Raw genomic sequence first — 12,527 nt, 5'->3', positions numbered from 1 at the left:
TCAGCCCTTCGGTGCCGGTGCCGGACCGGTGCTGCGGCGGACGATGAGTTCCACGGCGACGACGGGCTCGGGCGACGGCTCGGCCGGGCCGTCGATCTGGCCCAGCAGGAGCCGCAGGGAACGGGTGCCGATCTCGGCGAATTCGGTGCGTACGGTGGTCAGCGGGGGGAGCATATGGGCGGCCTCGGGGATGTCGTCGTACCCGACGACGCTGACGTCCTCGGGGACACGGCGTCCCGCTTCGTGGAAGGCGCGGAGCACGCCGAGCGCCATCTGGTCGTTGGAGACGAACACCGCGGTGACGTCCGGGCGCCCGGCCAGTCTGCGGCCCAGCGCGTATCCGGAGTCGGCGCTCCAGTCGCCGATGAGGGGTTCCGGGACCTCCGCGCCGGCCTCGTCCAGGGTTTCCCGCCAGCTCGCGAGGCGTCGGTCCGCGGAGGTCCAGCCGGTCGGTCCCGCGATGTGCCAGACGGTGGAGTGGCCGAGGCGCAGGAGGTGTTCGACGGCCGCGCGCGCTCCGGTCCGGGAGTCCGCGGTGACCAGCGGGGTGCCGTCCCCGAGGTCGTTCTCCAGGACCACCAGCGGGATGTCGAGACGGGCCTCCGCCAGGGCCTTGCCCACCCGGAGCTGCGGGGCGATGGCGATCACGCCGTCCGCGCCCTCGGCCGACAGCCGGTCCACGGCACGCACCACCGTGTCCCGGTCGGCGGTGTCGAGGGCGATGGAGCTCACCAGGTAACCGGCGTCCTGGGCCGCGGTGTTGATGGCGGTCAGAATGGAGGCGGGACCGTAGCGTGCCGCGTCGAAGGTGATGACGCCGAGCATCCTGGTTCTGCCGCTGGCCAGGGACCGTGCGCTGCGGCTCGGGCGGTAGCCGAGCGTGCGCATGGCGTCCGCCACCGCCTCCCGGGTTTCGGGACGGACGGCCGGATGGTCGTTGAGCACCCGGGAGACGGTCTGCTTCGAGACACCGGCCAGCCGGGCCACGTCGTCCATCACCGGGCGCGATCCCGCGAAGTTGCGCCGGCTGCGTCCCTTGGGAACAGCGCCGTCAGAGGCACTTCGGGTCATGGGGGATGCTTCCTTCAACCTCGTCCAGCCTCGTCCAGGCGTTTGTGTCCCGCCCGGCAGGCCCACAGGATAGGCCGGGCGGGTCACGACGGCCCCCGAGGGCCCCGGACCCGGGCGGACGGCATGCGCCCTCCGCCCGGCGGCCAGGACCTCAGTCCACCCGGGCCGCCCACGAGCGCGTGGTGACCCACTCGGCGTGCACGACCGCCGCCGTCTCCCCGGCGCCGGCCGCCTCCGCCGGCACATACACCGGGGCGTCGGCGGACAGGGGCAGCACCCTCAGCCGCAGACCGCCGGCGCGCAGGGCCTCGGCGGGGAGCCGGTCGAGGCCGATCTCCCAGACGCGGCCCGAGAAGAACTGGTCGGCGACGAGGGTGTCCCCCACGTACGCGCGCGCCACGTCACCAGTCCAGTGGATGCTCAGGAGCGTTCCCGCGCGCGGGAGTTCGTCCGGTACGTCGACGCGGTACTCGGCGGCGACGGTGTCGAAGTACGGGTCGGCGGGGACACTGGCCCGGCCCAGCACGCCCGTCGCGGCCGCGGGCGCCGGGCCGGCGGGCCGCACCTCGGTGACGGGCAGCGTGGCGTCCTGGCTGCTGCCGCCGCCGGGCACAGCGTCGGCCAGGACCGTGTAGCGGGTGAGTACGCCGTCCGCCGTCTCCTTCACCGTCGCTCCGGCCACGACCGGGGCCCGTTCGGGAGCGGGCAGCACGGCGAACGAGGGTTCCCCGGCCGGGCTGTGCACCCGTACCTCGTCCCGGTCGAAGACGACCCCGGCGGCGCTGAGCACCAGCCGCTCGGCGCCCCAGGCGACACCCCGGTAGGCGGTACGCGCGGTCGCCGCGTCCAGGACCAGCAGCGCGACCCGTCCGCCGTCCGCCGTGTCCACCTCGACCAGGGCGTCGGTGCCCGGGCGCAGTCCGGTGACCAGAACACGGCCGTCGACGGACGTGACGTCCCCGGAGGGCGCGCTGACGGACGCCACCGTGTCGGCGGCGAGGGCGAGTTCGGGGGCGATCCCCTCGCTCGCGGCCAGCACCAGGACCGTACGGCCGTGGTCGTCGACCGTGCACACCGGCTGGGCGGTGGCCCAGTCGAGCCGCAGCCCGGCGACGTCCAGGCGGAGCGGCCAGCAGAAGTAGGCGCCGGACGGGACCGTGACGGGCGTGCTGGGGAAGGACAGGGCGGGCGCGTCCGGGAACTCGACCGTGAACGCCGTGTCCGGGTGGTCCGGCAGCGGCTCGTGCGGCTGATGGTTGTTGACGAAGAGGAAGCCCGAGCGCCCGTCACCGCGGACCGCCCACCTGAGCGTGTCCCGGTCGTTCTGCCCCGCCGGCTGCCCCTCCGGAAGGACGGACTCCATGGGCGCGATCCGGTGCCCGAAGTCCGCCAGCAGCAGGTGCTGGAGCCGGAGTTCGTGGTACGAGGGCCGGTACTGGCCGTACTCGCCGAGCGCTGCCTGGAAGTCGTACGTCAGGAGGGGGAGGTCGTTGGGATAGCCGGTGGCGTGGGACTCCTGGAGCGTCGTCAGCTCCCCGGCCGGGTTCGTACCGCCGTGGAACATGTAGTAGCCCTGCCACACCGAGCCGCAGCCGATCTTGGTGAGCCCGAGCGCGCCGATGTCGGAGGCCTCGACGCGTGGCCGGCGGTGATAGGCCACGGCCATCCCGCCACCCAGCTCGCAGGTGGCCCAGGGAAAGCGGTCGGTGGGCGCCGGATCGCCGCCGCGCACGGTCGTCGGGCGCAGGTCGGCGCCGATGCCCTCGTCGTCGCGCTGATGGGTGAAGAAGAAGTGCTTGCGGCAGGTGTCGGGCCAGCCGCCGTCCCACTCGGTCCAGAAGGTCTCGGTGTAGCCGCCGAACAGCGGAAGCAGCTCGTCCGGCGGGAGTTGGACCCCGCCCCACGCGGTCGACGTCCATAGCGGGGCGCTCAGTCCGGCCTCCTGCGCCATCCGCTTCAGGGTGAGCAGATGGCCGGGCTGGTCGTACAGCTCGTTCTCGATCTGGATCGCGACGATCGGCCCGCCGTGGGCGCGGTCCAGCCCGTCCAGCTGCTCCGCGATCGCCGCGAACCAGGTGCGTACGGGTTCCAGGTAGGCGGGGTCGTCCGTGCGGGGTGCGCGGGTGCGGGCCAGCAGCCAGTCGGGCAGGCCGCCGTTGCGTACCTCCGCGTGCGACCAGGGGCCGATGCGGGGGATGAAGTCCAGGCCGTGGCGGGCGCACAGTTCGGCGAAGCGGCGCAGATCGCGGTCGCCGTCGAAGCGGATACGGCCCTCGGTCTCCTCGTGGTGGATCCAGATGACATAGCTGGCGACGGCGGTCACCCCGCCCGCCTTCATCTTCAGCAGCTCCTCCTCCCACTCCCGGGCCGGGTAGCGGGTGTAGTGGAACTCGCCGGAGACCGGGAACCAGGGCCGGCCGCCGCGCGTGAACCAGCGGCTGGTCACCTCGATCGGATCCGGCACGCCGGGCGCGTCGGCGAAGGGGAGGTGGCCGGTCAGCGGGGCTGCGGCGGAGGCGGGGACGCGCACATGGTGCTGCTGATGCTGGTGGTGCTGGTGTGTCATCAGGACTTCTCCGGTCCGAGGTCGGGCGTGGCGACGAGCAGCGCGCTGGTGGCGGTGGTGGCGTGCAGCTCCAGCAGGACGAGGTCGTTGCCGCCGGGGCGCAGGACGGGCGCGGGAACGTACAAGGTGCGTTGCGGGCCCCGGTTCCAGTAGCGGCCGAGGTGGAAGCCGTTGACCCAGGCCTGGCCCTTGGTCCAGCCGGGCAGCGACAGGAAGGTGTCGGCGGGGGTGTCCACCTGGAACGTGCCGTGGTGGAAGGCGGGCCCGGCGTCCGTGGTCGCGTCCACGGGCGCGAAGGGCACCGGGTCCAGGTCGCCGAGGGGCAGGGCGTGGCAGTCCCAGCCGCGCAGGGCGGTGCCGTTGAAGGTGACCGGGCCGAGCAGGCCCTTGGGGGCGCCGATGCGGGGGCCGTAGTTGACGCCGCCCATGTTCTCGACGAGCACCTCCAGCGTGGCGCCGGCGCGCGGGATCCGGACGGGCAGGGTCTCCTCGTGGCGTTCGCGTTCGAGTACGCCGACGGGGGCGCCGTCGACGAAGACCTGGGCCCGGTCGCCGACACCGCCCGCGAAGTGCAGCAGTCCGTCGGCCTTCACCGGAACCGTGGTGCGGTAGAGCACGTATCCGGCCCGCTGGTCCAGCTCGTCCATGGTCACCGGGTCGTCGGTGCGCACGGGCTTCGCCAGGGCGCTCGCGTGCGGCAGCAGCGGGGCCCTGCGCGCCAACTCGACGGTGGTGGGCGGGAGTTTGGCGCCTGGCGCGGGGGCCGGTTCCTCGGGGACCGGTGCGTGGCGGGCGATGACCTCGCGGAAGGCGTGGTACTTGGGGCCGGGGTCGCCGCACTCGGTGAGCGGGGCGTCGTAGTCGTAGGAGGTGACGATCGGCGCGTAGGCGTGGTCGTGGTTGGCGCCGTTGGTGAAGGCGAAGTTGGTGCCGCCGTGGAACATGTAGATGTTGACGGACGCGCCCGCCGTCAGCAGCCGGTCGAGGTCGGCGGCGGCGTCGGCCGCGTCGCGCACATGGTGCGGTTCGCCCCAGTGGTCGAACCAGCCGATCCAGAACTCCGCGCACATCAGGGGCCCTTCGGGCTGATGGGCCCGCAACTGCTCCAGCGAGTGCGCGACTTTGCCGCCGAAGGTCCCGGTGGTGAGGATGCCGGGCAGGCTTCCGGCCGCCAGGTGCCCGGGGTTGGCCTGGTCGCAGGTGAAGAGCAGCTCCTCGACACCGCGCGAGCGCAGGGACCGGGCGAGGTGCTCCAGGTACGCGGTGTCGTCGCCGTACGCCCCGTACTCGTTCTCCACCTGTACGGCGATGACGGGACCGCCCGACGCGGCCAGGTACGGCAGCAGCGGGGGCAGCAGCAGATCGAGGTAGCCGTCGAGCGCGTCCGTGAACCGGGGGTCGCTGGTGCGCAGCCGGATGTCCGGGTCCGCGGTGAGCCAGGAGGGCAGTCCGCCGCCGTCCCACTCGGCGCAGATGTACGGGCCGGGGCGCAGCAGGACGTGCAGTCCCTCGGCCTGTGCCAGCCGCAGATAGCGCGGCAGGTCGAGGAGGCCGTCGAGGACAAGGGTGCCGGGCTCGGGCTGGTGGAGGTTCCACGGCACGTACGTCTCGACGGTGTTGAGGCCCATCAGCCGGGCCTTGCGCAGCCGGTCGGCCCACTGGTCGGGGTGGATCCGGAAGTAGTGCATGGCGCCGGAGATGATCCTCAGCGGCTTCTCGTGCAGCAGGAAACCGTCGGACGACGTTGTCAGAGCGGGCATGCGGAGCTTCCCTTCGGCTCGGTGGTACGGGGTGTTCGTCAGCGGGGTCGGATGGCGCGGATCAGCGGGCGCGTGTGGCGCGGATCAGCCAGCCGGTGGCCGCCAGGCACAGCGCGGAGATGACACACAGCAGCAGCGGGACCGCGCGGATCCCGGACCACTCGATCGCCTTGCCGAGCGCGGGCCCCGCCGCGACTCCGCCGACCATGGACGCGGCGATGACCACCGCTCCCGCCCTGCGGGCCTGCGGGGCGGCCTTGTTGAGCCAGGGCAGCCCGGTGGGGAAGATCGGCGCGATGAACAGGCCGACACCGGCGTACGCGTACGGCGCCAGCCCCGGCACCGCGGCCAGCAGCAGGCAGACGGTCATGCCCGCGCACGAGACGGTGATGATGGACTGGGCCGAGTAACGCAGGGCGATCGGCGCGACGAGAAAACGCCCGACGGTCATCATCAGCCAGTAGACGGAGGTGGCGGTGGCCGCGACCCCCGCGCCGTAACCGACCGTCTCCAGATGCGTGGGCTCCCAGCCGCCGACACCAGCCTCGATGCCGACGTGCAGGACGTAGAGGGTGACGAACACAGCGAGCACGGAGCCCAGGCTGCGGCCGAGGACCTGCCCGCCCCCGGCGCCCGCTTCCCCGGCGGGCTGGGGCGCCCGGTCGCGTACGCCCTTCAGGCACAGCAGCAACGGCAGATTGGCGGCCGCGAAGGCGAGGAAGACCGCCGGATAGTGCTCCGATCCCACCACGCCGATCAGCGCCGGGCCGAGGATCGCGCCCACCCCGAAGTGGGCGTTGAGAATGTTGAGCATGGCGGTCGAACGGCGGCCGAAGCCGACGGCGAACAGCTGGTTGAGGCCGTAGTCGATCCCCCCGAAGCCGAGCCCGGCGAACAGAGCCGCCGCCAGGCCGACGGGCCAGTTCGGCGCCACCGCGAAGCCCGCCGCGCCGACGGCCATCAGCAGATACGAGGCGCCGAGGATCTGCCGGTTGCCGAGCCGGCCGTACAGCCGGTCGAAGAGCAGCACACCGGCGACACCACCGACGAAGTGGGCGCTCAGCCCCAGCCCGGCGGCCGAGGGCGAGAGCCCGAACTCCCGCCGGAAGGCCGGGATCGACGGCCCGTACAGCGCCTGGAGCGCGCCGATGAGGACGAAGCCTACGCAGGACGCGACGATGGCGGCGGTGCTGAACACGGGGGCGTCCGGGGGTGCTTGGGCGCTCGTGACCTGGGGTGCGGTCGTGGGCTCGGTCACGTGGACTCCAGATGACGGCCCACGATCTCGTGGGCGAAGGACATGATCGTTCCCTGCGGGCTGATGCCCGGGGCACCCGGCAGCACGCTGGCGTCGCACAGGTGCAGATTGGTGAAGCCGTGCGGGCGGCCGAGTTCGTCGCAGACGCCGCCGCGTTCGGGCAGCGCGATGGGGCAGCTGGCCATGCCGTGCACGGAGACCAGCTCCCAGTCGCCGGGGCGCACCGCCGCGCAGTACGCGTCCACGTCCGCGTCCGTGCGCAGCGGGCCGGCCGCGCTCGTCGGCGGCAGCAGCTCCACGGCGCCCGCCGCGAACAGCAGCCGCGCGGTTCTGCGGAACGCCAGGCGCAGGGCGTGGTGATCGGCCCCGGTCATGCCGTGGCGCAGCAGCGGTGTGCCGCCCACGACGCCGGCGATCCCCGCCGCGCCCTGCATCCGCACCTGCGTGGTGAACATCCCCAAGTGGGCGCGGGCGGCCAGGAGTTCGTTCACCAGGCGCGGATCGCGTCCGGCGAGGGCCGCGCCCAGGCCGCCGGGCGTCAGGTTGGACGGCATGACGAGCATGCCGAGCGCCGAGTGCTCCTGGACCTGGGCGGTGAACATCGTGCCGCGCAGGGCGTCGACGACGCGCGGAAAGCGGGCGATCGTCCGCAGGTTGAGGTGCAGCGCGAGCCGTCGCCCGGCCGTGCGCGCGTGGATGCCGCTGCGGCGCAGCAGCACGGGCGTGCCGATGGGGCCCGCGGCGACGAACAGGGTGCGCGGGCGGTAGCGGACGCGCCGGCCGTCGGGGCCGGTCGCCTGCACACCGCGCACCACACCCCCGCGGTGCGTGATGCGCTCCACCCGTACCCCGGGGCTGATGCGTGCGCCGAGGGCCTCGGCCTGCGGCAGATACGTCACGGCCATGCTCTGCTTGGCGCCGCTCGGGCAGCCGGTGGCACACTGGTTGCGGTGCTCGCAGCCCTGCACCACGCGCTGCGGATGCTGCCACCGCCAGCCCAGGGAGTCGGCGGCCCGCGCCAGCAGCCTGGAGTCCTCGTTGCCCTCGCCGTGCTCCTGCACGATCATGCCGAGGCGCCGCCGCACCTGGGCGAAGTGGGGGCCGACGACCGGCGCGCGGTAACTCCCGTACCCGGACCAGGCGGCCCAGCGGTCGAGGACGGTCGCCGAGGGCTCCCACATGAGGCCGCCGTTGACGACCGTGGTGCCGCCGACCGCACGGGCCTCCCCGTAGGCGATGGTGGGGGTGCCGAAGACGGCGGTCGCCCCGGCGTTGCGGTACAGCCGCCGCATGGAGTCCGCGGGGCTCGCGGCCGCCAGTTCGGCGGTGTCGACCCGGGGCCCCTCCTCCAGGACGGTCACGGACCGCCCGGCGCGGGCGAGTTCGAGCGCGGCGACGCTGCCGCCCGCGCCGGATCCGACGACCAGCGCGTCGCACTCGACCACCGTGGTCCGGCCCGTCACACTCCCGGCGCTCATCGGACGGCCTCCTTCGCAGGGACGATCCCCGCCGGACGGCCGTCCAGGGCGCCGTACAGCGCCAGCGCCGTGGTGGCGCGCAGCAGTTCGGAGAAACCGGGCAAGGTACGCAGCCGGGCCAGACCCTCGCGGGCCTCCTCGGCCGTGGCGAGCTGGACGCGCCGGTGCGTGGCGGCGTAGAAGGCGGCCGGGAACAGGCGCAGCGCGGTCGCCGTGCCCCACCGGTAGCCCGCGGGCATCGCGTTCAGGCTCGCGGTGGTGTGGCGGACCGCCCGGTCCAGGTCGTGCGACTGGCGCAGCGCCTCGTAGCCGCCGGCCCAGCAGTTCGGCAGACCGGAGGCGTACAGATCGCTCTCGGTGATCCTCACCCGGCCACCTTCTCCTTCACCAGGCCGGCCACCAGCCGGGCGGCACCCTGGTCGAGCACCTCGTCCAGGGCGCCCAGGAACAGGTCCACCTCGTCGGTCTCGGCCACCAGCGGCGGCGAGACGATCAGGGCTATGGCGCGGTTGGAGCCGAAGAAGGTGAGGATGCCGTGCTCGCGGTACAGGGCGGCGACCACGGCTCCGGTCAGCAGCTTCGACACGGCCTGCGGGTCCTTGGCCATCGCGGTGGGGAGCAGTTCGCGCACCCGGGCGGGCACGTCCGGGCCCGGCGTCAGGAACACCCCGTGCAGCGCGCCCCGGCCCCGCACCTCCCGGACGAGCCGCGGATGGCGGGCGGCCACCCCGGCGAGCCCCTTGGCCAGGCGCTCGCCCAGTTCGGCGGCACGGCCGGGGAAGTCGTCCTCGACGGCGACCGCCACGGCCTCCAGCGCGGTCGCGGTCTCCTCGCCGAAGCCGTAGTACGTCGTGCTGTGCAGGGTGGCGTCGGACAGGTTGTCGTACGTGGCGCGGAAGATGGGCTCCCGCGTGATGTAGCCGGAGATCGACGCCTTGCCGCCGCCGAACGACTTGGAGGTCGTCACGATGTCCGGCACGAGCCCCGGGTGGTGCATGAAGTGGAAGAGCGCCCCGGTCTTGCCCCAGCCCGTGTAGACCTCGTCGAAGATCAGCACGATGTCCCGCTCGGTGCACACGCGGCGGACCTCGTGCAGGAACTCGGCGGAGCATTCGCGCAGGCTGGACGCGCTGAACGGTTCGAGAACGACGGCGTACACATCGCTCTCGCCTGCGGCGGTGGTGTGCCGGTCCAGGGCGAGCAGGAAGGACGCGAGGTCGTCGTACGCGAAGGTGTCCGTGCCCGGGATCTGCGGATACGGGAAGTGGACCTCGGGCGAGGCGGTGAGGCTGCCCGCGCCCAGCAGCTTTCCGTGGAAGGCGATGTCCGTGTGCAGGACCGTGCCGCGCCGGCCCCGGTGGTACTTGTACGCGAGCTTCACCGCCCCTTCCACCGCCTCCGCACCGGAGTTGGGGAAGTAGCTGATGTTCAGGTCCCCGGGCAGCACGGCCGCCAGGTTGTGGCTGAGCGCGGCCACGTACGGCGAGAAGTAGTTCTTGTGGACCTCCATGCGGCGCGACTGGAGGAAGCGGCGCCGCGCTTCGAGGATCCGCGGGTGGTTGTGCCCGTGGCTGAGGACGCCGACGCCGCCGGTGAAGTCGAGGATGCGGCGTCCGTCGCGCAGATGGATCCAGGCGCCCTCGGCGTGGTCGACCAGGTCGCGGCCGAAGCCGAAGGAGCCGATGAGGGAGACCTGGCTGCGGCTGACGAACCGCCGGTACAGGTCGTGGACCTGCTCGGTGGTCATCCCCTCTGCCTGCTCCAGGGTGATCAGATCAGACATCGAGGCTCCCGGTGGACGGGACGGGGCCGGCGTCGGAGGTGGGGGCGGCCGTGGTGAGACGGTCGGCGATGAGCCGCCCGGCCCGGCGCCCGTCGCGTACGGCGTAGTTGGTGCCCCGGTCCTCGGGGAACACCTGGGCCATGCCCGCGAGGTAGATCCCCTGGACGCGGGATTCCACCGACGGCATCACGCGGGTGTAGTGCGGGGTGATCACCGGCTGGGCGTACTCGGCGCGCCAGACGTGGTAGCGCTCCACCCAGCTGCGGTCGAAGTCCGGGAACATGCGCCGGATGTACGGCAGGCTGTACTCGAAGACCTCCTCGTCGGACATCTGGTACAGCTCGGCGTCCGTAGGCAGGTACTTCGAGAGATAGACGACGTGCTTCCCGTCGTAGCGCTCCGGGTCGTCCATGTTGGTGTGCTCGATGACGCCGACGTACGGGAAGTCGGGGTCGTTCACGTTGAGCCAGTACGTGTCGGACAGTTGGCGGTTGTTCTCCAGCACGAGGCAGACGTTGCCGAGGTAGTCGACGGCCGACCAGCGCCGCTGGAGCTCCGGCACCGCCGGGTGGTCCGCACCTTCGTGGTCCAGCAGTGCGGCCGCGAGGCTCGGCGCGGCGGTGATCAGCACCTGGCGGGCCGGGTGGAACTCCCCACCGGCGGTCACTCCGCTCACTCCGGCGCCCTCGGTGTGCACGGCCTCGACGGGCACACCGGTGCGGATGTCGACGCCCAGTGACTCCAGCCGCCGTTGCAGCGCGGTCAGCAGGGCCTCGCAGCCGCCCTTGATGTAGTAGAGGGTCTCCTTGCCGGAGCGGGTGCGGCTGCCGCCGCGCAGATGCAGCTTGGTCCACATCCAGGTGGCGCCGACCTGGTCCGCGTACTTGCCGAACTTGCCTTCCAGCAGGGGCCGCCAGACCACGTCGTACACCCGCTGTCCGCCGAGCGACACCAGCCACTCGCGCGCGGTCCGCGACTCCAGCTCCCGCCAGTGCTTCACCCGCTGGGCACGAAGGGCCAGCAGTCCCAGGTGGATCCGGTCCTTCAGCGGGAGCGGAGCGAAACGCAGGACGTCCAGCGGCGCGGACAGCCGGTAGACGGAGTTCGCGTAGTACAGCCCCGTACGCGTCTCATGTGCTTCGAGCAGATGGGATATCCCGAGGGTCTCGCACAGCCGGATCATCTCCTCGTCCGAGGAGAACCAGTGGTGGTAGAAGCGCTCCAGCCGCTTGCCCTCGCCGATGTCGAAGCTCGCGGCGAGCCCACCGATGAGCTCCTCGCGCTCGATGATCCGTACGCTCCGCCCCTGCGAGGCGAGTTCGAGCGCGGCGGCGAGCCCCGTGAATCCGGCGCCGACGATGACGACGTCCACGGGTGCGGCGGTGCTGCCCACCGTCCGTACTGCTTCCGTGCTCACAGGGCGACACGCTCCTCTACGGGAAGGGGCTGAACGGCATATGCGGGGCGGTCCCCGGTTCCGAGGCGTTCTTCGACGACGTAGTCGGGGCGGCCCTGCACCTGCCGGAACACGGCGTGCAGGTACTCGCCGACGATGCCCAGCGCCAGCGCGTGGGCGCCGAACGCCGCGGGCCTGGCCAGCAGGCGCGCGTCGCGCTGGACCGCGGCGGCTGCCAGCCCGCCGGCCAGCACGGCCGTGCCGAGATACGTGGACAGCCGCAGCGGCGCCACCGAGCCGGCCAGCAGTCCGCGCCGGGAGAGCGCGAGCATCTTGCGCAGGGTGTACTTGGACTCGCCCGCGTGCCGCGGATCCCTGTCGTACGTCACGCTGGTCTCCGGGAAGCCGAACCAGCTGACCGCGCCGCGCAGATAGAGGTTCTTGTCCGGCACCTCGGCGAGCAGCGCCACCAACTCACGGTCCAGCAGCCGGAAGTCACCGGTGTCCAGGGCGAGCGAGTGGTCGGACAGCGTGTTCAGCAGGCGGTAGAACGCGTACGCGCTGGCCTTCTTGAACAGCGTCTCGCCCTCGCGGCTGCGGCGCCGCGCGGACACCACGGACCAGCCGTCGCGCCACAGCGCCGCCATGTCCGGGATCAGCTCCGGCGGGTCCTGGAGGTCCGCGTCGATGACGACGACCGCGTCGCCGCCGGCCGCCCGCAGTCCGGCCAGGCAGGCCGCCTGATGACCGAAGTTCCGGCTGAGCCGCAGGGCACGTACCGAACCGGACGTCTTCGCGAGGGAGTTGATGACCTCCCAGGTGCCGTCGGTACTGCCGTCGTCCACGTAGATCAACTCGCGGTCGAACCCGGCGAGCCGGCCGAGGACCCGTGCCAGCCGGGCGTGCGTCTGGGCCAGCACCTCCACTTCGTTGTAGCAGGGGACGACGACGCTGAGCACCGGTCGCCTGTTGTCGAAAGCACGTCTTTCCCGTGGCACAGCACACCTTTCGCGCAAGGAACACGGAGGGGCAATGGACTGGTCGTACGTGGATCTCGGAGCGCAGCGGCGCCCCGACGGAGAGTGATGTTACCGGTAACATCTCCGCCGTCAAGATCTTTCACAGGACTCTGCGAGGGCTCGGCGAGAGCTCGGCGAGAGCTCGGCTGCTGAAGGTGCCGCCGCAACTGCCGATCGCCGGGGCACTCCGCTCGTA

9 protein-coding genes are annotated in these 12,527 nt (G+C 72.3%); all 9 read right to left on the bottom strand.

Annotated features, from left to right (window positions below):
* Entirely contained in the window at positions 1–1,071 is a 1,071-nt protein-coding gene (locus OG975_RS26555) for a LacI family DNA-binding transcriptional regulator (RefSeq protein ID WP_406331890.1), read from the bottom strand.
* 151 nt (positions 1,072–1,222) lie between these two features.
* The gene (locus OG975_RS26550) at positions 1,223–3,637 is read right to left on the bottom strand and encodes a beta-galactosidase (RefSeq protein WP_406331888.1); all 2,415 of its coding nucleotides are present in this window, start codon (positions 3,635–3,637) and stop codon (positions 1,223–1,225) included.
* On the bottom strand, positions 3,637–5,397 hold the full coding sequence (locus tag OG975_RS26545; RefSeq protein WP_406331887.1) for a beta-galactosidase: 1,761 nt from the start codon (positions 5,395–5,397) through the stop codon (positions 3,637–3,639). The genes OG975_RS26550 and OG975_RS26545 overlap by 1 nt, the downstream gene beginning before the upstream one ends.
* Positions 5,398–5,458: 61 nt before the next feature.
* Positions 5,459–6,655: an MFS transporter gene (locus OG975_RS26540; protein ID WP_406331886.1), complete on the bottom strand. Its 1,197-nt coding sequence runs from the start codon at positions 6,653–6,655 to the stop codon at positions 5,459–5,461.
* Positions 6,652–8,133, bottom strand: a complete 1,482-nt coding sequence (locus OG975_RS26535; RefSeq protein ID WP_406331885.1) for an FAD-dependent oxidoreductase — start codon at positions 8,131–8,133, stop codon at positions 6,652–6,654. Before OG975_RS26535 ends, OG975_RS26540 begins: the two co-directional genes overlap by 4 nt.
* Positions 8,130–8,501, bottom strand: a complete 372-nt coding sequence (locus OG975_RS26530) for a hypothetical protein (RefSeq protein ID WP_406331884.1) — start codon at positions 8,499–8,501, stop codon at positions 8,130–8,132. Before OG975_RS26530 ends, OG975_RS26535 begins: the two co-directional genes overlap by 4 nt.
* A complete protein-coding gene (locus tag OG975_RS26525; RefSeq protein ID WP_406331883.1) occupies positions 8,498–9,916 on the bottom strand; it encodes an aspartate aminotransferase family protein in 1,419 nt (472 codons plus the stop codon). The genes OG975_RS26530 and OG975_RS26525 overlap by 4 nt, the downstream gene beginning before the upstream one ends.
* Positions 9,909–11,333, bottom strand: coding sequence for an NAD(P)/FAD-dependent oxidoreductase (locus tag OG975_RS26520; RefSeq protein WP_406331881.1), 1,425 nt, complete (start codon positions 11,331–11,333; stop codon positions 9,909–9,911). The genes OG975_RS26525 and OG975_RS26520 overlap by 8 nt, the downstream gene beginning before the upstream one ends.
* A complete protein-coding gene (locus tag OG975_RS26515; protein WP_406331880.1) occupies positions 11,330–12,271 on the bottom strand; it encodes a glycosyltransferase family 2 protein in 942 nt (313 codons plus the stop codon). The genes OG975_RS26520 and OG975_RS26515 overlap by 4 nt, the downstream gene beginning before the upstream one ends.
* Positions 12,272–12,527: the final 256 nt, after the last annotated feature.

This window comes from Streptomyces sp. NBC_00203 (assembly GCF_045206325.1).
Classification (GTDB): Bacteria; Actinomycetota; Actinomycetes; order Streptomycetales; family Streptomycetaceae; genus Streptomyces; species Streptomyces lutosisoli.
This window is presented reverse-complemented; position numbering and strand designations above follow the sequence as displayed.